Below are 19,161 nucleotides of genomic sequence, written 5' to 3' on the forward strand. Positions count from 1 at the left end.
TATCCTTATCCGTTATTCGTCACCGTAGATGACGGTGTCAACGCCGTAGTTCCAGAAGCCAATTGCGTTGCTTGCGACCGGATTTGGGCTCGTTACAATACGGGCATTCTGGAACGCTTCGCGCACGGCCTGCTCATAATAAGGAGCTCCACCACCAGCGGTCACAATGATGTGAATAGCCCCTAACGCACGGACATTTTTGCGCAATTCTTTTACTACGCCACCAGCGATTTGCGGAATAACTTTGCTTAGCAGCGGTTTTACTTCAATGTGGCGGGCACCATTGAAGAACGAAGCCGCATCTTTGCGTAACGCAATTTCGACCATTTCAGGAAGATCATCACGCCGCTCATGCGGGTTTTCTTCATTGAGAGTGCGAACAATTCCTTCAATGATCGTGCTGGTGGCTTTCAGTGAAGAGCCGCTGGAGCCCATCACGCGGCTACCATTACTGAAGGCCACATAGTCCATCGAGAAAAAACCAGGGTCGATGACCAGAATATTAGATTCTGACAGTTCATCTTCACTGATAAAGCCTTCGCGGTTCGCGACATCGTTGATAACACCAACACCTTGCGGGATTACCATCACTTGCTTGACCGTCACTTTTGTGGACGGATTAATCGTGAATGTACCTGTCAACCTGGCGACCAACTTGGAGCGCTCGTTATCATCACTGGCGAGCCTTACAGGCAAACCAGTTACCAACAGGTCAATGGTGCTACCGACCTTCTCGGCAATTTTTGCCAACGAGCCAAAGTACAGCGCCAAGTACATTTCCGTGGTGTGATAACTGTCATGTAGTTCACGCCCATCTGGACGATCAGTAAATGCTCGCCACATGTTTCCGTTCGGGTAGACGGTGACTTCGTGGTCACGATTGCGCTTCACCAGATTTACATCCTCTTCTTCTTCCGTGGTGGCATACGCTGGGAAGATTGAGACGTCTGGTACAGAAGCAAAAGCATCGCCAGTCGCAATTTTGACGTTGCTATAACCAATGTCCACACCACATACGATCGCGTTTTTCTTACTCATTTGTTAACCTTTTATTAACACAATTACAGCTTGTGATACCCTTCCGTCCCCCCCATCCTTGCCACTTCATGCTGCTAACAAAGTGAGACAGTCGAGATATCACCCCGAAAAATTCGTTCGCCCCGAGACAATCGGAGCACATCATAGCCATTCGAAAATCACAAAACATCCTTTTTCATCGACAAAACGAGGACGAAAAAGGACATGATTTACGGCTATATTTAGCCAATTTTTAAGGCCAGATTTAGCCTTCATTCATGGCCTTTTTTATCCCTGATTTACGGCTAGATATGGCCGTAAATCAGGGCTATCGACTTAAAAATAATTCTTGTTTTTGGTACGGATTACCCCTCTCGTTTTATCATGGGGATAACCGCTGACGAAATTAACTAACCCAAATACAGGTCAGAAACTCACCGATTGAACCAAATTATTTTGAGTGGCAACACCTGCTAATCTTCATCTCTTTTCCACGATGTTTCGGCTGTTACCAGGATAGATTTTGATGGGACGATTTCGATCGCAAGCCGGAAAAGCGCCTCGTTTCGGGGACGAAAAACCTTGAGTTGATGTGCTGTTTTAGTGCTTAGTGTGCCTGGTGACTGGATTACGTAACGACTATTGAACTCTTATGCCTTTCTTTTCGCCATAAGAGTGTTAATCAAGGGAAATGCCACAAGATCACTCTGCTGCCATATTATATACGGGGTTAGTTAAAAGGCAGTGATTTAGCCTCTTTGCCCCCCAAAATCGCAGTCTTGCTCAAAAAGGTATTTTCATGTGTTCACCCAACAACTCTGATGCCTTTCTTTTCGCCATGAGAGTGCAAAAGAAGAGAAACAGTCCATGAGATCACTAAGGCGGCGTAATAATATTACCGCTTTTTTTGGGGGGGCTGAGTTTTTGAACCTATTTAGGGTGTTTTTGCTTTAGCCGGAAGAGATCTCATGTGGGGTAATAATAGGGGTTCCGTTTTTTTGGTCTTTTTGAATTTTTAAAGTGAGGGTAACTCTATGGATGTGGAAAGCTACATCAAGCATCTGGAGGAAAGCGTCAAAGCCTTGGACAGATCGGCTGATGTTTTGACTGCCGAAGCAACGACGCTGAGAGAAGATTTTTGGAAGCTGGCAACGGCCGGTGGTGAAAAAGCGCATTACTCATTCAACGTTGTTAAGCAGGGTCCATCCGTTCGGATCCGCTGGGCGAGGATGACTCCATTGCGAAAGGCGGGAGGGGAAATTGCAAGGGTGGTTCCGAAGTATTTGAAAGTGAACAAAGGGGAAAGCTATCCAGCGAAAGTTTTCACGGATGCTACACCCCGTGAATTGACGCTCATTGTTACTTACGAACCGCAGCTGAGTTTGATCCGTTCTGAGATGAAAAAGAACCGGGCAATTCGCCAGCTGTTATCCCGGCGGATAACAGAGAGTAGGAAGCAGCTTTAGCGTGGGGTTATAGCTGCGTAAACAAAACGACCGGTATGGTTAAAATCAACTCAAGAGGAATGTTGAGAATGTCTCACGAAAACGTTAACAGACACGCAACAATTGCAATCAGTGAAGTGTGCGCAAATTTCACCCGCAACCTGGGTACAAAACACGAAGAGTTACTTTGGGGACTAAAGGCGACCCATGAAGTTTTGGACGGTACTGTCGAAACGGTAATGACAATGGCGAATCACAAAAAGATCGCGGCCGTTAAGGTGTTGGCTGATACCAATAGTGATCTGGCTGCACTTGAAGTATTTGCGAAGGGTCTGCAACGCAACACTCTGGTGTATATCCATCATGCTGATGAATGGGATCAGGACGTTCTCTTGAAGGTGATGGCATTGTTCGGGGCGAGGGAATCGAAATGCATGCTGGGCTTCACTGAGCCTTCACGCTTGTGCTTCGGGATTTACATGTTCCTGGTCAGCTATCAAGTTGATGCTGAGAACAAGGTCTCCCGCTGGTCTCTCAATATGAGCGCGCCAATCCATGAGCTTGCCTCTATGAGCTAACTTAACGCATCGCCATAGCACATCTGAAGCCGGGCACCGTCCCGGTTTTTTACGCCTAATTTTAAACACGTCTCCCTCTGTAAAGTGAGCCTTCAGGCGATCAGTTAGTGAGCCTTTAGGCGACTCTCGGGCTTTCAACGGGCGCTGGGGTATCAAGAATGAATTCGGGATGGCCGGGTTTGTTTTTTTTGCGGTGACTATTTGCGATCGGGAAAGGTGGGAAGGTAAACGAAACAAGAAGGAGCGATTTTGTTTTTGTTTTGTTCTCGATGTGAATGTAATTCGGGTAAACAAAGTGAGAATGAGGTACGGAAATGGCGCTTTGTTTTTTCTCAGGGATTGCGGGCAATGATATGGGTGGGATTGTTTAGGGTGTTGAGTTAGAGCACTTCGCGGGTCGCGGATGGCGGGTTCAGTATGAGGTTTAGATGAGCAGGATGCCTCGAATGATTTTCCTCCGGGGGTTGTTGAGGGGTGTGAATGCATTTTGGATTTTTGGAGTGAGTTTCCTCCGGGGGTTTTGGGGTTTTTTACGGTTTATTCCACTGGGGGTGTTAACGGATTTGGTTTTGAGTCCGTCCCAAAACGGGCGCAAAACGAGGCCGATAACCTTTGCCTGATTTTTTTGGCTCCCGTACTCTTTGAGTCGTTTCTCGGGTGTGAAAGAGGGTTCAGCTTTCCACCCGGTTATTTGAGAAGGAAGCCCTGAGGGAGAGTTTTGGGGGTCCCCATAGTTCACGCTGTTGAAAAGTGTGGAGCCGAGCTTGTCGGATGCGGCGGAATTGCCACAGAGCGATCGGCGCAACGAGCATCTGGGGTGGGAGAGCGCACAGAGGTAGTTGCGTTGACGTTGAGCCTGGCGCTGGTGGATGAGATAGGTTTGGTGAAGTTACTTTGTGATTTCGCGGGCAAGGCATTCAGTGACGAAATTGGATACTCATCATTGGCTTCGTTAAGCAATTTCGTCACGGAGCGTATGGGTCTTAATATTCATCTGGTGATGTTGTGTCACAAGGTGGGTCACTCTGTCGGGGGCGAAGAAAGTGGCTTTATCGCGATTTGGTGATGAGGCTGGGCAGGGTTTTAAAGTTCTGAGTTTTGCTCTCGTTATCCGTGGGGGATGTCGAGGGCTCAAGTGATTGGATTGGCCGATCACGAACTAACAATCAACGAGGGGTAAGCATGAGCATCGAAGCGGCAAAGGCACCGAGTGAGTCTGGATTGTTTGGCACTAAAATACCGGCACCGGGATCTCTGTACTGGTTTAACGTATCGTTACTGTTTCTGGTTGTGGCGGGGATGAATGCCCTGGCTGATGGAGCGTTTCCGAGCCTGTTTATCTGTTTCGCTTTATTTGGTTGCGCGGTGTATGGGTGGCTAAGGCCATTGACAAACGGAGAGCAACGTTTGGTATCCGTTCCTGGTTTTCTGTGTTACGCCGGTTGCATGTGGGCGATCATGAACATTCAGCAGCATGTACTGCATGAACCAATTGGGTTTACTGGAACCATGTGTGTGGTGTTGAGCTCGTTCGTCGGGTTCTATCTGGGTCGCTATACCCGGATTGGGCGTTTCTCGTTGAAGCCTCTGACCGAGGAATAACGCGAGCAATATGCTGGATTTGAAACCGCCTTCACTTGGGCGGTTTTTTCATTTTGGGAACCGTGAACAGGAAAATAACTTGTTGTTCTCCTGTGAGGGGTTGGCCGAGAGAATCGCTGGCAAGTTGTGTTAATCCCGCTTTGTCGGAGGGTGCTTGGTGGTAGGATTGACCACAGACAAGAAAACGACACAGGAGAAGCGTATGGAGTTGGCAGGCAAGGTAAAAACGGCAAATGGTTATGCGCATGTTTCAGTGGAAGCGAGCTTCAGCCGATCGGTACATGGTGAACAAGTAGAGTTTCTGGTTACCCGCTCCATGAATGACCATCACCTGGTGGTCACCCATAAGCTGTCTGGCCGCATGGTGTGCCCGATCGACTTCCTGGCAACGGCATTGGAAGGGGCTGAGTTAGCGGGCCGTAAAGCGCTGGACTCGTTCTTGTTTGGTGTTGGGGAAAAACGTTTTATCGACGCCGTGAGTCGCTCCACGGCGTCGTAAAGTAGATCGGAGAAGGATCGGGATCCCTTCTCATTCGCCATGAAAACGTCTCAGGGCGACTTTTTGATTTAAATCCACATACGATTGCACTGGAAACAAAGAAACGCCTCTGGGAGCCGCTGAGGCGTTTTTAGCACATTTTAAGATCCCTTGGTTCAGTATCACTACATAGGGTGGAATTATGTCTGGGTGTATCCATGCAGTACATAGCAAAAAGCGGATTGAAGCCACCAGCGACGTGAGTACCATCCTCGAACGACTGGAGTCAGTAGGCATTGTGGTTGAGTATCAGTGCCGGGAAGGTTACTGCGGTTCGTGCCGAGTGTCTTTACTGGCCGGTACGGTGGAGTATGTGACTAAGCCCCTGGCCTTTGTGAATCCAGGCGAAGTGTTGCCTTGTTGTTGTCGTCCCCGAACTGACGTTGAGCTGGATATCTAATCGCTTCCGTCTGTTCCGTTCGATAATTCATACACGATATGATTAAGCGCCACCAGCAACAGTGGCGTTTTTTTCTGGTATCTCTCATACGTAATCAAGCGCTCTCACTTACCCAAAAAAGACGTTCTACTGTGGCCGCTCGCTATTCGTCAGCCAAATGCACCGTGCTAGCTTTGTTTTAAGATTAACAACCGGAGTATTTACGATGGCACTCTACGACCCCTCTCAAGGTGTTCTCCTTTCCATCCGGGATGACCGCTTCAGTACCATTCGCCCAATCATGCGCCCAGTAGTTCTATTGGTCATTGCGGTGCTGGTGGTAAAGCTGTCTATGTGGATTAACGACGGCAGTTCCTCTATGCCGATGACATCACTCCCAGCCATTTCCTTCTCGCTGATCGGTAGTGGGGTATTGGTATTTGCTCTCTTTGTTATGCGTATACAGCGGCGTGCTCGCTATCACCTCTATCTCGATTCCATTCTGGAGGAACAAATCACATTGCAGGCCGGTGACATGGATGCTGATTCTCAAAGAGAGATTGAGGCCTGGCAACAAATTCAGAAGAGCAAAATCAGTCAGTAAGCAGTAAAGACCCGTTACAAGTTGGCTTTAAAATCTGCGCGTTAAAGCGTTTATGAAATCGGAGAGAAGATGACTTTGCCGAAGTACACTAAACAGCAGCTTGAATTCCTTCAGGCAGATACGTCTGGTAATTTGACTGTGTTGGAGCGGTCGCTGGTGGCGCAGTTGTTGGCAGCTATGCACGTACAAGTAAAACAAGGCTCCGCCCCGGATTGGATACTGACCCACAGCGGGAAATGTTTTTCGTTCCAAGATATCAACCCTGATGCGATTAATATTGAGGATATCGCGACGGCTCTGTCCAATATCTGTCGTTTTACCGGTCACCTGGATCAGCATTACAGCGTGGCTCAGCATTGCGTGCTGGTCAGCCATTTGGTTGAACCGCATCTTGCGTTCGAAGCCTTGATGCATGATGCCAGTGAAGCATACTGCGGTGATGTGAGCAGCCCTCTTAAAGCGCGCTTGCCGGACTACCGTGAAATCGAAGGTCGTGTCGATCGCGCTATTCGAGCAAAGTATGGTTTGCCGCTGGTGGAGTCGCCGGAGGTGAAAGTGGCTGATTTGCGTATGCTCGCAACTGAAATGAGTATGTTCGGCCGACATGGTGCCCAGGCGTTTCCGGATCCCGCTAAATATCCACCAGCGGATTTGATGGGGTTACGACTTCTCCCGGCGGAGGAAGCCCGCGTTGCTTTCCTTCAACGTTTCGAGTTGCTTTACCCTGGCGGATAACCCAAAAAAACAGAACCGAGGTATATCAGAAATGATATGCTTCGGCAGATTATAATCCCAACAGGTTAATATCCAATGAAAAGATTGCTTATTTTATTGTCGCTGACCCTTGCGTTACCTACATTGGCTCAAGCTACTACGGCTGAGGGTGAGTTGCCAAAACTGCATCTGAACGAAGAGAACGAGCACATCGCTCGCAAGGTTGCATTTGATTATTTAGCAAATGCAAAGATTTTCATTTCCCAGGGTACGGTTTCTAAAGACACGTTAACCTATGAAGCCATCATTGCAGACCAGAGATGTACCATTGAAATGGAGTTAGAGACCCTCCCGGTTCAGCGCTGGCTCGTCAAAAAGCTCGACTGCAAAAACTGAGATCTGCTGCGCCATTCATATCGGCAGACCTAAGCATGATGTGGTTTGCCAATCTCTTTGCAATTAATCCCCGTTTTAACACCTTCCAAATTTGTCGTCCTTTTAACTTCGTCAGCGGTAAAGGTCATGGTTAACTATTAACACAAAAATAATTAACACATGGAGTTACAATGTTAAATCTGATTGCTCACCTGGCAGAAAGTGGTCATCAAGTTTGGTTCGGTGAAAACGATACTGTGACGGTGACACAGGTTCGTGGTGATTCGCGAGTGGTTCTTGAAAGCATCCTCGCTAAGGAACCAGCGGCCATCCTGAATCTGTTATCCCGTTATGGGGCTAGCGTTAAGGCTGTAGATGATAAACTGCTTATCTGGCGTGACGTAGATGGTGATGACTGGGCCTGCGATCGTGGTCACCTCTATCGTGGCATCAGAGGTGAATATGGTGTTCGCTGGGAAGTGAAGCTGATACATGGCATCAATATCCACTCCCCATTCGATGCCGTGTTCTGGTTTGCTATACCTTGGGCGTCCCGCGTTGATGTGAACGTCCATTTCTCTATCGGTAATTCGCTCCTGGTTGCCGCTCCGGCTTACATCACCCTGAGCGGCCAGTTGGACAAAGAACAAGTTATGGCCTGGGTGAAACTTTCCGGAATGCAAAATGCCACCAGCATTACCGAACGGTAATACGCCATCTAAACTATGGGGGGATCTCCCCCATTCTGTTTTGCCCTCCCCTCTCAAAAAAATATCTTTTTTTCCTTCGATTTGCTTCGTCAGCGGTTACCCGTGGGTGATACTGTTTTTAGAGGCAGTAAACAAAACGAATAACAGTTATCGAGGTCATTACTATGAACGCTATCAACCAAAAACCAAAACGCCCGAGCCAGACTCCGGCTCAGTTCATGCGCATAGCAAACGAGTCCGACCTGTTCAAGAAAGGTCGCACGTTGTGGTACCACTACAGCAGCAGCTTTGGTTATGAGCGTGAGCTGGTTCGTTCTAACACTCAGCGCCTGGCGCATGGCAGTGGTCTGCCGGTCTCGTTCGTTGAGCGTGCCATCAACCATTATCTGACCCACTGATCCACCAGCGTAAGGACAAAAGCGATGAGCGCAATCAACGGTACATACTGGGTCAAGAACGGCCACACATTTGGTTATACCTTTCCTGAGCAACCGAACATCTTAGGCGTTCTGGCAAGCAAGCCGCAGTTAGGTGCGTGCCTGTCTATGGAGCCGCAGCTGATCACCCCATCGGATGACATGCGTAAGGCCACCGTGCAGGACTTCGATTTTTTCCGCGTTGTCGTCCCTTCGGACTTCAAGCCTGAATAAAACCCTCGGTGCTCTTCGGGGCACCCTGCATTGAGAGTTACCTCCATGATTGACGAACTGAAGGGCCTGATCGTAATGCTCCTGGAAGATGCAACGCGTATTCAGCAGTTGGAACCAAACGCCGGAACATCGGCACGCATTCAAGCCGCTAAAAAAGCCTTGGCCTCTGGAGTATTCGACACACTGTTAATGCTGGTGGCTTCCAATTATCGCTTAGCAATTGCAGAAGCTGGGTATGAGTATGTCATTGGCGCTGATGGTTCGCTGATTGTCAGGGATCCTGTCCAATGCAGTAACGGTGCTTTCAAGTGGGTGGAGCACAAAGACGTTGTTCTGCGTAGCAACGATGATGCTATGCAATTCCTCATTGAGCGAAGTTAGGGGGTAGGTATGTTTCCTCAGGGTATAGAGGTGCGCGCACACCGTTACACTCAGGCGGGTGGCAAGCGCATGGTGCAATACAGCACCCCAGGCACCAATGGTTGGCTGATCACTAACGGCAGCGTAAGTGACTTGGCAGATGTACAGTCACGGCACAATGCTTTGCTAATACATGCCCGCGATAACGGCCTATTGGTGAAATCCCTACACTGATTAGCCATTTCAAAACTCGATACCCTGCCCGAACGCGCGTCGAGCGGGGTATGTCTGCTTGCCAATTTTGCGGCCAAGAGTTTGGCTCTGGTTTTCCTGGGGAATGGGATGAAAGGGCGCGTATTTTTTATCGTGATTCACTTCGTCAGCAGTTCGGGTCGTGTGAGAATTTAATGAGTAAACAAAACAAATAACACGAGGAAAACCGATGCATACTTTAGCTGAGTTGTTACGTTACGCAGGTATCACTTCCCATAAACGTACCCTGCTATCCATCCGTCAGCACACGACCAATTGGGGTCGCTCCGGTCGCGGTGTGCGTCAGAAGCCTCGTTACACGGTCTGGTACGACACCGAAGACAATAACGACCGTATTGTCTTTACCTTCGATGCTGTGCTTAACCTCAAACGTACCGCGCCGGAAAAGCTGGCGGATATCGATATTCAAATCAGTCATTACAGTGGCTGGGATCCCGTGAAGCGCAGATTGACCGTCACCCACCCAGAACGCTACCTGAAGGTCGATGGCATGGTTGAAGGTGGCGGTGAGAAGACCAAAGCCCTCTGGCAAGAAATCATCGCGCTGACTGAAGGCATGGAACGTGACGATAAACTGAGTTCGTATGAGATCACGTTCCTCGCAGCTTAATTGACTGACGACTGACCGCTCCGGCGGTCACTCCCCCTTCCCTATACCAATAACGAGGCAATAATGGGATATGAGATAATCATCACCTCTGACGAGGTACAAGCTGTTTTCGATTCACTCTTGGCAAGCGCGCTTACGGGTGTGGCATCTACCCTTTGGGACAATAACCGTCCATCGGGGCCGAGGGATAGCGAAGCGGCTAACGTGGCATTCAATCTTGCTGAAGAAGCCTTTAAACTCAGACAGGCATATTGCCGTCGAGCGTAATTGTATCGCCTCCGGTTACGGGGGCTAATTTCCCAATCTGAGGAATTTGTATGAATTTCGGCACTCGTGAGTACCTGATCAATTATCTGATGAGCAATTTCAAAGAAGGCCAGATGATTGCCATCGATACACTGACGCTCGAAAACGTCGCGGATGTTGCTTCTGACCTTTCCCTGGAACGCGCCCTTACTCCAGCCGAACAGGTACAGGTGCTGAATGCGGTAGTCAGTGATTATGATGTGAATACTGGGGCTGGCTTTGACCATATTCGCAAAGAGATCGCAGCTCTGGGTATTGCCCAACAGGACGGTGACAAATGAAAAAGGGGCTGCGCAAATTTTACTGCACACTGCCAAATGGCAAAGTGCAAGAAGCGGAACTGACGTGGAAAGCTACCCATGCTGTTGCCTGCCGAACTGGAGAGCGTGACTGGTATGCGCACTCGTGGTGCTCTGCAAAATCTGCGGCGTTGCGCTGTGTCGAGTTAACGCAAAAGGAACAGGGCGCTGAAGTTGAGATCTTGGTCGTTAAAGAAGTTCCACCCGCTGCGTAGCGAGTGAATCAAGTCGCGTGAGGTAGAACAATGCTGATACTTACAACCGATCTCATTCCTGATATTTATGCCATACAAAAAATTCATGGGATGGTTCAAGTCATCGCTAATTTTGAAGCCAATAGGCGGGGAGTGATACCGTCAAGGCAAGCTCGCGTCGCATTGGAGGAATTAAGTGCGGCTGCATCCGAGGCGTCAAATGGCGAGGCGAATGCCGTGTACGGTGTTAAAGCAACACCACTCCTGAACGGCGGCATGCTGTATATCGGAACTGCGGTAACCCTCAAGTGATGCAGCGGTAATAAATATGTTTTTTTCATCCTTTTGCCTTCGTCACCGGTTGGTGCTGGTGGATACTGGAAGTCCAACAACTGATAACACAAACGAGGATACACCATGTCTCTGAACCCAACTCTGGTCGCGATGTTCATCTTCAGCAGCTTCAACGAAACCCGCGTCCCACTCATCGTGAATGATGACACCGCGCAGGAACGTATCGACTTCAACGTTGCTGGTGGTGGTGAAATCGAATGTGCCGATTGGATCCGTGAACTGGCTATCGACATCGTTGAAGAGTGCGATGAGACCTTCACCGGGAAAGAAGGGCCGGGAACTCTGCTATGGTCATTAGCAAACTGAAGGTGGGCGATACCGTATGGTCTATCACTCGCCACAAACTGGGGAGCACGAATATTCCCACCGTGTCTGTACACCCTGTCCTGATCGTCGAGGTCAATGAGACCAGTGTTATCGCAAGCTGGAATCACAACAAGCCGAAGCCGTTTGGCTTGAACTCCATCAAGGGATGGAAAAAAGAGAAACCTGTTCTGATCAAGGGGTTGTTTGGTAGTCAGCGCCTTGCCACAAGAGCGGAAGTCGCTGCGTTACAGACTCAATAATTCGTCAAACGTACATTCCCTCTCAAACACAGTAATGCCAGTGCATTGGAGGGGGTGACCTATCTTTTAAATGTGAAAACAACCCCCTTGTTCGCCAACCCCCACCCTGACATTCACGATGCGAATATTTAATAATTATGCATTACAATGCACTTTTACCTTGTCTTGCGCTCAATTTGCATTAATAATAATGAAAAACAATTAGAGGGCTATTTATGTCAATTCTTGATCAAATCCTGGTCATCGGCCAGCGAATGAAAGCCGAGCAAATTTCTCTGAAAGAATCCATCACCGAAGCCAATACCATCAAGGTCACTGATGAGCAGGTAGATGGCTTAGATAGACTCATTTATAACCATTGCCTGAACAAAACGATGCTCGCTGATTTCTTCGGCAAGTCACGTAATACGTTCACTAAAATTCTGACCGAGTTACAAGATCAGAAAATTATTGGTGAGCCTATCTTCCAAAACAAAAACCACCTTTACACACGATTTGACGTGCAGGCCATCATGAATGAGTTGGGCGCGCCCCGTTACTCCGACATGTATGAGTCTCGGGTTATCGTCGTTGAAAACCACAAAGGTGGTACAGGCAAAAGTACCACGACCGCGACGATCGCCTTGGCGTCAGCTTTGGATTTAAATCTGAACGCGCGTTGCTGCATCATTGACCTTGACCCCCAAGGGTCTATCGGTAACAACCTGATCCGCTCCACCAGCGAAGATGATATCTATCTGACTATCACTGATGTGCTGTTAGCCGAATACGAGCCTGAGGGTGATTTCTCACAGTACATCAACGCCGGTTACTCAGAAGCGGACATCATTGCCAACATTCCGTTTAGCACTCACCTGCCAAATATGGACGTCATCACGGCCTTCCCTACTGATGACCGTTTTACTGATACCTATTGGCGGTTGAACAAGGAAGAGCGCAATACGCTTTTAACGCGCTTTAGAGATGTTGTTATCCCTGTGCTGAAACAGCATTACGACCTAATCTTCATCGACACCCCACCGCAGGACTCACCAATTATCTGGTCTACGAACGAAGCCGCCGACGCCCTTCTCGTTCCTATCACTCCGCGTGAATATGACTTTGCATCCACGACGAACTACATGTTGACGATCGGCGCTCGTCTGCAACAACTTCCATCCAGGGGTGAAAACATCAAATGGATGAAGGTGCTGGCTGTTAATGTCGATGATAAAAGCCAGCACGAAGTTCGCACTCTGAATAAGCTGGTGCGAACTGTGCAGGACAAGTTTATGACTACGAACATCAAACACTCTGAAGCGTTTGTTGCTGCGGCCGAACGAGGCCGCACCGTCTTGGATATCAAGAAGTCAGAAGACCTGTGCCCTGCAAAACAATTTGACATGGCAGAAATGTCAGTCACTTCTGTGTATCAGCAATTTATTAATGAAATCAAAAGTTTTTCGGCGAAAAGTGAGAAATAAAAATGACCGACGTAGAAAGAGGCACAAGCAAGGATATGTATCTGGGTGCAGGCAAGCGAACCGGCTTTGAGCAAAAAAGCGGATTACCACCACTGCGGGGTGCAGGCGCACCTAAGAGAACATTCACCTTAAAAGATGGCCGTAAAGTCGATGCCGAGCATGTTGTCGTTCCTGGCAGTAAAGTATCTGAGCAAACAGTGGTTCACGCCCTCAACCCACGCAACCAGGAAGCGCTCGACGAGAACTCCATGCGTGACATCCTTGAGCAGATCAGGGAAAGAGGGGTGGATACCGAAGGTATCGCTGTCCGCGTAGATGGAATCTATCAACTCATTGAAGGTAGCCGACGCCGCTACTGCTGTGAAAAGCTATCAGCTGATTTACCGCTGTGGGTATTACCAAACGATATCTCAAACGAAGATATCTTCTCTATCATCAGCGCCGCACAAAGCTCTCGCAAATTCTCGTATCGCGAAGTTGGTATGCAGTATTTGAAACTGATGGAAGAGAATGGTTTCACGACCAATGAGGAACTTGCGCAGCATATCGGCATTAGTACCGAGTCTGTCCGTAAGCGGATTCAAGCTGCCCAAATCGACCCTCGCCTGATCGCTCTGTTCCCAGATTGCGAAGGTATCCCGAATACTTTCTATAGCCGTTTAGCGAAGGTGCAGGGTTCGGCGAAGAAGGAAATGATCGACATTGGTGAGCTGTGCCAGGAAGTCCAAGACAACCGTAAGGACAAGCCTGTTGAGAATATTCAGGAGACGCAGAAAGATATCCTGGAAGAAGTAGCCACTATGTTGGAAATCATGGCTGATAAAGCGAAGCCCGCCGCTGCATGGAAAACATCTGATATTGTCGCATTCGAGAACAAGGATCAGTATGCACGAATCAGTTACAGTGGTAACGGCCGGAAAGTCCGCTTTGAGTTTAACAGGCTCAATCAAAAAGTCGTCGAAGACATAGAGCGTCTGATACGTCTGAAGCTAACAAAAAGTCTTCAGGAAGACAGTGAGTAAGTTCTTTTCTAAGCCACCTACCCCGGTGGCTTTTTCTTTACAGCCCTCCCCTCCCCTCATTTCCTGTAGCAAAAACCATTTTTTTCGCCAAAAAAACCAAAGTTTAAAATCGCTTAATAAACAGCGTGTTACGATAGAATATCAACTAAAGCAGAAGAAAAACCAATAAAAACCACCCCCTTGTTCGCCAAAACAAAAAACACCTCCATCCCCCTTCGTCAACTGTAGAACTGCTGGATAATAGAACTCAATACCGCCCTTACTCGTGGATTAAAAATGCAGATCTCAAAGACAACCCATAGCTTTGCCGAGCGTCGCGGTTTGGAACTGACGACCGAAAACAACGACGGTACCGAGTTGCTGTGTATTTGGGAAACCAATAACGATTGGGAGTGGATTTGCAGCTTCCAACCAACTCAAGATCAGCTGGTATTCTTCGGTAATATCTACCTGCCCCAGGAATGCCTGAACGCCATCCCGGCTATCATCGCCGATGAAACTCAGCTGCGTGCGGTGCTCACCAAAATTGCCGAATCACTGAAAACCAAATCCTGACGCTGGAAAGGAAAATCATGAAGACGTGGACGCCGAACGAGAACATCACACAGGTCATTCTGGCATTTGGGCCTCCGGACATTGAAAAGTTTCTGCCAAAATGGGATCTCATCCCTGACGAATTCAAACAGGGAAAGAACCCCTGGATTGTATTCATTGAGCGTTGGTTTTACCACGGGCTTGAATGCCCACCAGCAGCCAAGGAAGGTGTCGAACTGAAATGGGCGCTGGCGCATATCGTGGTTATCCTGAAAAGCTTCGACCCGAAGCACGAACAAAAGATTGCCGGGTGCGCCTATCTTGCCTCGCTCTGGTTTGTGGAGTAAGTGAACTAAACCGCCTTTGTGGCGGTTTAATTTTGGATGTCACTTTGTCAGCGCTGGTGGTGCGATAAAATTAAATCAGTAAATAATAAATCTATGGGATAGAACGATGAGCAGCAAAACCAAATTGACCGCCGAAGAACAAACGGCAAAAGCATACAGCAACTTCCTGGAATCCAAGGGACTGAAGCCGCGTGCTGGTCAACAAGACATGATCCGCTTTTGCTCATCCATCATTACCAACATTCCCGAAGATAACGACAAGCCTATTGTCGGTGTAGTTGAAGCCGGTACCGGCACCGGTAAAACGCTGGGGTACTGCCTGCCGCTGATCCCGTTGGCGATGGAAAAGGGAAAGACTCTCGTTCTGTCTACAGCAACCGTGGCGCTTCAGGAGCAAGTTGTCGTTAAAGACCTGCCGGAAATCCAAAGCCAGGGCGGTCTTAAATTTTCATACGCTATGGCGAAAGGTCGTGGCCGTTACTTCTGCCGACTGCGCTACGATGCGCACGTCGATGCCGAGCATAATGCGTATGGTTACGTTCGCGACGACATGACGAGTCTGGGTAACGAATTCGCAAGTGGTGACTGGAATGGTGAGCGTGATACATATCCGCTGGAGCTTGCCGACAAATCCTGGAACAAAGTTAATGCGGTCGCCAGCCAGTGCCCTAAGATTAAATGCCCGCATTACAAAAACTGCCCCTTCTTTGCCGCGCGTAGCCGACTGGAAGAAGTCGATGTGGTGATAGCTAACCACGATATCGTTTTGAGCGATCTGTCTTTGGGTGGTGGTGTCATCCTGCCACCGCCGAAAGAAACCATCTACGTTTTCGACGAAGGCCATCACCTTACAAGTAAGGCCATTGAGCACTTTGCCGCAAATGCCTCGTTGGATAACACGGCGCGCTGGTTGGGTGACGTCAGTGACATGGTGATGGACATGCAGACCCCTTACGGTGAGAAGATGAATGACCACGTTTACAAGCTGGTGGCGCTGGCATCGGACACGGCTGCCGAGATGATGACAGTTCGCGGAACTCTTTTATCTTCACTCAACTTCCGGAACGACCACGGTAACATTGACGTCTATCGGTTCCCTGAAGGTGACGTACCCAATGATGTGCGCGCACTGTTTAAAAACGGGCTGTACCTGGCAAACCAAATGCAGAGTTTGGTTGAGAAAATGATAATCATCATTGATGAGGCAGGCGATAAAATTGTCGCTGAGGATAATGCCCGCCACAAAATGGCTATCGGTGATTTAAAGAACCGTGTAGAAAACTTGCTTGAAGCGATGAGTCGTTTTGCTGCCCCGGCGAAGAAAGGTGAGTTTGCAGTACCGGTAGCGCGCTGGGTAAACATCAAGCGTGACAATAAATCCGAGGTCATTATTCATAGCAGCCCAGTGCATGCTGGTGAGCAATTGGATAGAGAGCTGTGGAACGAAGCCTATGGGGTGATCATTACTTCAGCGACTTTGCGGACAATGGGCAACTTCAATGCCTACCTGAATGAAGCGGGTTTGAAAATGGACACGCCAACGTTGCTGGCGAGAAGCCCGTTCGACTACGAGAACAACGGTGTTCTGTTCGTACCCAGGATGCGCAGTACCCCAAAGAATGCCGAGGCGCATACCGATGAGCTGATCGAGTTGATGCCTAAGCTGATGTTACGGCGTAAAGGATGTCTGGTGCTGTTTTCATCCCGCAAGCAAATGACAGAGGTGTGTGAGGGTATGCCGGAGGACATCAAAGAGCACATCCTCATGCAGACCACGATGCCGAAAACGGAAATCGTTTCCCGTCATAAGCTGCGTATTGATCGTGGCGAGCCAAGCATTATCTTCGGCATGGCCTCTTTCAGTGAAGGCGTGGACCTGCCTGGGGATTACTGCGATAACGTGATTATTGCCAAGCTGCCATTTAGCGTACCGAGCGATCCGGTTAGTCAGACGATGACTGAGTGGATGGAGAAGGCGGGGCGTAACACCTTTGAAGAAATAACCGTTCCTCAGGCGTGTATCAAACTTATCCAGGCTGTGGGGCGACTCATCCGAACCGAGACCGATACAGGTGCAGTGACGATACTGGACTCTCGCATCAAGAACACACGGTACGGCCAGAACATTCTCGACTCGCTTCCGCCGTTTCGCCGTGTGATCAGATAGTGGTATCATTCGGTAAACAAAACGAATGAATAGGTGTGTAATGGAAAAGTATGAAAGTGTCATCACTGTGGTATTTCAGTTTGTAGGCAAAGTGCCCGCACCTTTTTCCACAAGCAGCCTGTTTGCCGAAAACCTACTGAAGGGCGAGAAACTGTGGAATGACCCTGGGACAGCAGGCAACCTGATGCTGCAAAAAATTCTGGCAGAGCAGGGCGCAGCCGATCACGACGATGGTAAAATTCATACTCGCACTACGGAGCTGAAAACACACGATGAACGTATGGCTTTCCAAAAGCTGGTGGGTTTACCGCCTTACAGCGATTTGACCAATGCCGTAGGTATCCTGATCGGTGGACTGGAGAAAGCAGGGCGGTTGATTAGTGTGAAAACCACTTCAGCCACCCCGCTACCAAACGGGGAAACTATTATCTCTACCCGTGATGCACAACGTCGTTTGTTCTTCATGAACCAGCACGGGATATGCTTTACGGTAGATAGCCAGTTACTGATCGCTGTCGATAAACTGGAAGGAGCAAAGTTCTTCGCCACAGAAGAAGAGCTGGACGCTGCTGGTGTTAAGCTTTGGGGTGAGAATGGTACAGGTCGCTGGCGCGTGCTGGTGGCTCCGATCGGGGAAGAGATTTGCGGCCTCTTTGAATTCGGCGAGATGACGACCTTGGGTAAACGGCCGGAGGGCAGGATTAACGAACTGTCGTTGTAAGGCAAATCCCACTATGCATAGAAAGCACCTTTTTTGGTGCTTTTTTTGTTTTAGCTATTCGTCAGCGGGTGGAGTGGGATGATACTGATTGCAGGTAAACAAAACAAACAACATAAGGGAATCATCATGAAAACTCTTCTTGCTGCTCTGCGTGTTACTGATCAGGTTCAGCCTGATATTGCTATCCCGGCTTCAGGTAAAACTACTGGCTTTACCTACGACGCTGCCAAGATCGGTTCGTTCAAAGGTGAAACCATTGCTATTTATCCGGCCTGGTCAAAACCTAACTCACACGGCGCGGCCGGTAACCCAACTGAATTCTACGGTGGCTTGCCGCTGTATTCGACCAAGCTACTTGCCTATCAGGCACTGCGTAACGAAATCGAAAAGCGTTTCGCTGCACAGCTTCAGGCGATTGATAAACAGATCCTGGCACTGGAAGACCGTCCATAACCAATAGGGCAGGGGGGTTCCCCCTGTTTATGACAACCACCAGCTGAGGAACGAAAAATGAAAGAACAAGAACTGGTCACCAAAGCGGAACAGCTTATTCAGCGCAATGATGGTTCGCAGGCAAAAATTGTTGCTACGGCAATGTTTGGCGCTGGCCTGCACATGTCGGTCGATGTCTTCGTGCTTCGCCGCGATAGCGCTGACCAGAATTGGCAGCTTTGTAACGACAGGCCACATCCGGATTACAAAACCATGTCCCGTGAGGATTACGTTAAGTTCGGGCGCTCCGAAATGCTGCGCACAGTCACCGCTGGAGAACTGTTGAAGGTCACTGGGATGATCGGTCAACCACTTTCCAATTATCAGTAAAAGCACGGTTGCAGCGCCCCCCATTTTTCCACCAAACATCATGCGGGCCTGGCGTTTTAAAATACCAAAATAAAAGCATCTTTCGAGGTGCTTTTTTTATGTCAAATGCTTCGTCAGCCGTTGGGGGGAGGGGATACTGGTTGCAGGTAAACAAACTAACCGATAACAGGGGTCACCATGAAAGTCATTATCTTCAGCCTCCCAAATTGCCAGCCTTGCCGTATGACCAAAGAGCGCCTGGCCGCAAACGGTGTTGAGTTCGTAGAAGGCAGCATCGAAATTCATCGCGAGCTGTTCCGCAATATGGGCTTCAAGTCTGCGCCGGTTGTGCTGGTGGAGCCTGATGCAGGCGAAGCGGTGTCCTGGTCGGGTTATCGCCCCGATTGTATCAAGGCGCTGATTGACGGAAAGCCAGAAGGCGATGCTATCTCTGGTTATACCCGGATGTGTGTCATGATCGAGATGCGCGAGCCTGAACTGTTTTCGGCTCCTGGCGAAGCCAAGTAAGAAG

General features: G+C 49.0%; 30 protein-coding genes. 29 read left to right on the top strand and 1 reads right to left on the bottom strand.

Annotation, left to right across the window (positions count from 1 at the left end):
* Positions 1–12: 12 nt before the first annotated feature.
* Positions 13–1,038, bottom strand: coding sequence for a ParM/StbA family protein (locus LG402_RS21765; protein WP_042847207.1), 1,026 nt, complete (start codon positions 1,036–1,038; stop codon positions 13–15).
* A 1,013-nt stretch (positions 1,039–2,051) separates the two neighbouring features.
* Between LG402_RS21765 and mobI the strand changes: the two genes are divergently transcribed.
* The 29 genes from mobI to LG402_RS21910 all read left to right on the top strand — a co-directional run bounded on the left by mobI (position 2,052) and on the right by LG402_RS21910 (position 19,157).
* Complete coding sequence (gene mobI / locus LG402_RS21770) at positions 2,052–2,483, top strand: conjugative transfer protein MobI(A/C) (RefSeq protein WP_042847206.1); 432 nt, start codon at positions 2,052–2,054, stop codon at positions 2,481–2,483.
* A gap of 68 nt (positions 2,484–2,551) precedes the next feature.
* Positions 2,552–3,040, top strand: coding sequence for a hypothetical protein (locus LG402_RS21775; RefSeq protein ID WP_042847204.1), 489 nt, complete (start codon positions 2,552–2,554; stop codon positions 3,038–3,040).
* An 844-nt stretch (positions 3,041–3,884) separates the two neighbouring features.
* Positions 3,885–4,106 carry a hypothetical protein gene (locus tag LG402_RS21780; RefSeq protein WP_191901263.1) on the top strand — a complete coding sequence of 74 codons (222 nt, stop codon included), beginning with the start codon at positions 3,885–3,887 and terminating at the stop codon, positions 4,104–4,106.
* A 116-nt stretch (positions 4,107–4,222) separates the two neighbouring features.
* Positions 4,223–4,642, top strand: a complete 420-nt coding sequence (locus LG402_RS21785; protein ID WP_144139060.1) for a hypothetical protein — start codon at positions 4,223–4,225, stop codon at positions 4,640–4,642.
* A gap of 202 nt (positions 4,643–4,844) precedes the next feature.
* On the top strand, positions 4,845–5,141 hold the full coding sequence (locus LG402_RS21790; RefSeq protein ID WP_042847195.1) for a hypothetical protein: 297 nt from the start codon (positions 4,845–4,847) through the stop codon (positions 5,139–5,141).
* Between the two features lie 181 nt (positions 5,142–5,322).
* Positions 5,323–5,580, top strand: coding sequence for a class I ribonucleotide reductase maintenance protein YfaE (gene yfaE, locus LG402_RS21795; RefSeq protein ID WP_080750913.1), 258 nt, complete (start codon positions 5,323–5,325; stop codon positions 5,578–5,580).
* 205 nt (positions 5,581–5,785) lie between these two features.
* Positions 5,786–6,163, top strand: a complete 378-nt coding sequence (locus LG402_RS21800; RefSeq protein ID WP_042847192.1) for a hypothetical protein — start codon at positions 5,786–5,788, stop codon at positions 6,161–6,163.
* 177 nt (positions 6,164–6,340) lie between these two features.
* A complete protein-coding gene (locus tag LG402_RS21805; protein ID WP_227336998.1) occupies positions 6,341–6,898 on the top strand; it encodes an HD family hydrolase in 558 nt (185 codons plus the stop codon).
* A 75-nt stretch (positions 6,899–6,973) separates the two neighbouring features.
* A complete protein-coding gene (locus LG402_RS21810) occupies positions 6,974–7,273 on the top strand; it encodes a hypothetical protein (protein ID WP_042847189.1) in 300 nt (99 codons plus the stop codon).
* 170 nt (positions 7,274–7,443) lie between these two features.
* Positions 7,444–7,962, top strand: a complete 519-nt coding sequence (locus LG402_RS21815) for a hypothetical protein (RefSeq protein ID WP_042847185.1) — start codon at positions 7,444–7,446, stop codon at positions 7,960–7,962.
* A gap of 164 nt (positions 7,963–8,126) precedes the next feature.
* Positions 8,127–8,360, top strand: coding sequence for a hypothetical protein (locus LG402_RS21820; RefSeq protein ID WP_162762200.1), 234 nt, complete (start codon positions 8,127–8,129; stop codon positions 8,358–8,360).
* 24 nt (positions 8,361–8,384) lie between these two features.
* A complete protein-coding gene (locus tag LG402_RS21825) occupies positions 8,385–8,612 on the top strand; it encodes a hypothetical protein (protein ID WP_042847181.1) in 228 nt (75 codons plus the stop codon).
* 108 nt (positions 8,613–8,720) lie between these two features.
* Positions 8,721–8,993, top strand: a complete 273-nt coding sequence (locus LG402_RS21830) for a hypothetical protein (RefSeq protein WP_196738675.1) — start codon at positions 8,721–8,723, stop codon at positions 8,991–8,993.
* A gap of 421 nt (positions 8,994–9,414) precedes the next feature.
* Entirely contained in the window at positions 9,415–9,855 is a 441-nt protein-coding gene (locus LG402_RS21835; protein ID WP_042847174.1) for a hypothetical protein, read from the top strand.
* A 120-nt stretch (positions 9,856–9,975) separates the two neighbouring features.
* Positions 9,976–10,122: a hypothetical protein gene (locus tag LG402_RS21840; RefSeq protein ID WP_161595377.1), complete on the top strand. Its 147-nt coding sequence runs from the start codon at positions 9,976–9,978 to the stop codon at positions 10,120–10,122.
* 50 nt (positions 10,123–10,172) lie between these two features.
* Positions 10,173–10,442: a hypothetical protein gene (locus LG402_RS21845; RefSeq protein WP_042847169.1), complete on the top strand. Its 270-nt coding sequence runs from the start codon at positions 10,173–10,175 to the stop codon at positions 10,440–10,442.
* Complete coding sequence (locus tag LG402_RS21850; RefSeq protein ID WP_042847168.1) at positions 10,439–10,675, top strand: hypothetical protein; 237 nt, start codon at positions 10,439–10,441, stop codon at positions 10,673–10,675. The genes LG402_RS21845 and LG402_RS21850 overlap by 4 nt, the downstream gene beginning before the upstream one ends.
* A gap of 30 nt (positions 10,676–10,705) precedes the next feature.
* Entirely contained in the window at positions 10,706–10,966 is a 261-nt protein-coding gene (locus tag LG402_RS21855) for a hypothetical protein (RefSeq protein WP_042847166.1), read from the top strand.
* A 105-nt stretch (positions 10,967–11,071) separates the two neighbouring features.
* Positions 11,072–11,314: a hypothetical protein gene (locus LG402_RS21860; protein WP_206086755.1), complete on the top strand. Its 243-nt coding sequence runs from the start codon at positions 11,072–11,074 to the stop codon at positions 11,312–11,314.
* Positions 11,296–11,574, top strand: coding sequence for a hypothetical protein (locus LG402_RS21865; protein WP_042847162.1), 279 nt, complete (start codon positions 11,296–11,298; stop codon positions 11,572–11,574). Before LG402_RS21860 ends, LG402_RS21865 begins: the two co-directional genes overlap by 19 nt.
* Before the next feature lie 215 nt (positions 11,575–11,789).
* A complete protein-coding gene (locus LG402_RS21870; RefSeq protein ID WP_042847160.1) occupies positions 11,790–13,037 on the top strand; it encodes a ParA family protein in 1,248 nt (415 codons plus the stop codon).
* Between the two features lie 2 nt (positions 13,038–13,039).
* Positions 13,040–14,059, top strand: coding sequence for a ParB family protein (locus LG402_RS21875; protein WP_042847158.1), 1,020 nt, complete (start codon positions 13,040–13,042; stop codon positions 14,057–14,059).
* 276 nt (positions 14,060–14,335) lie between these two features.
* A complete protein-coding gene (locus tag LG402_RS21880) occupies positions 14,336–14,614 on the top strand; it encodes a hypothetical protein (RefSeq protein ID WP_166268101.1) in 279 nt (92 codons plus the stop codon).
* Positions 14,615–14,631: 17 nt separating this feature from the next.
* Positions 14,632–14,940, top strand: coding sequence for a hypothetical protein (locus tag LG402_RS21885; RefSeq protein ID WP_206086754.1), 309 nt, complete (start codon positions 14,632–14,634; stop codon positions 14,938–14,940).
* Between the two features lie 106 nt (positions 14,941–15,046).
* Positions 15,047–17,107 carry an ATP-dependent DNA helicase DinG gene (dinG, locus tag LG402_RS21890; protein ID WP_072035186.1) on the top strand — a complete coding sequence of 687 codons (2,061 nt, stop codon included), beginning with the start codon at positions 15,047–15,049 and terminating at the stop codon, positions 17,105–17,107.
* Between the two features lie 40 nt (positions 17,108–17,147).
* Positions 17,148–17,828 carry a hypothetical protein gene (locus LG402_RS21895; protein ID WP_052219373.1) on the top strand — a complete coding sequence of 227 codons (681 nt, stop codon included), beginning with the start codon at positions 17,148–17,150 and terminating at the stop codon, positions 17,826–17,828.
* Positions 17,829–17,906: 78 nt separating this feature from the next.
* Complete coding sequence (locus LG402_RS21900) at positions 17,907–18,281, top strand: hypothetical protein (RefSeq protein ID WP_042847151.1); 375 nt, start codon at positions 17,907–17,909, stop codon at positions 18,279–18,281.
* 57 nt (positions 18,282–18,338) lie between these two features.
* Positions 18,339–18,650 carry a hypothetical protein gene (locus LG402_RS21905; RefSeq protein ID WP_042847150.1) on the top strand — a complete coding sequence of 104 codons (312 nt, stop codon included), beginning with the start codon at positions 18,339–18,341 and terminating at the stop codon, positions 18,648–18,650.
* Between the two features lie 177 nt (positions 18,651–18,827).
* The gene (locus LG402_RS21910; protein WP_052219372.1) at positions 18,828–19,157 is read left to right on the top strand and encodes a glutaredoxin domain-containing protein; all 330 of its coding nucleotides are present in this window, start codon (positions 18,828–18,830) and stop codon (positions 19,155–19,157) included.
* Positions 19,158–19,161: the final 4 nt, after the last annotated feature.

Source organism: Proteus sp. NMG38-2 (assembly GCF_020640995.1).
In the GTDB taxonomy this organism is placed as follows: Bacteria; Pseudomonadota; Gammaproteobacteria; order Enterobacterales; family Enterobacteriaceae; genus Proteus.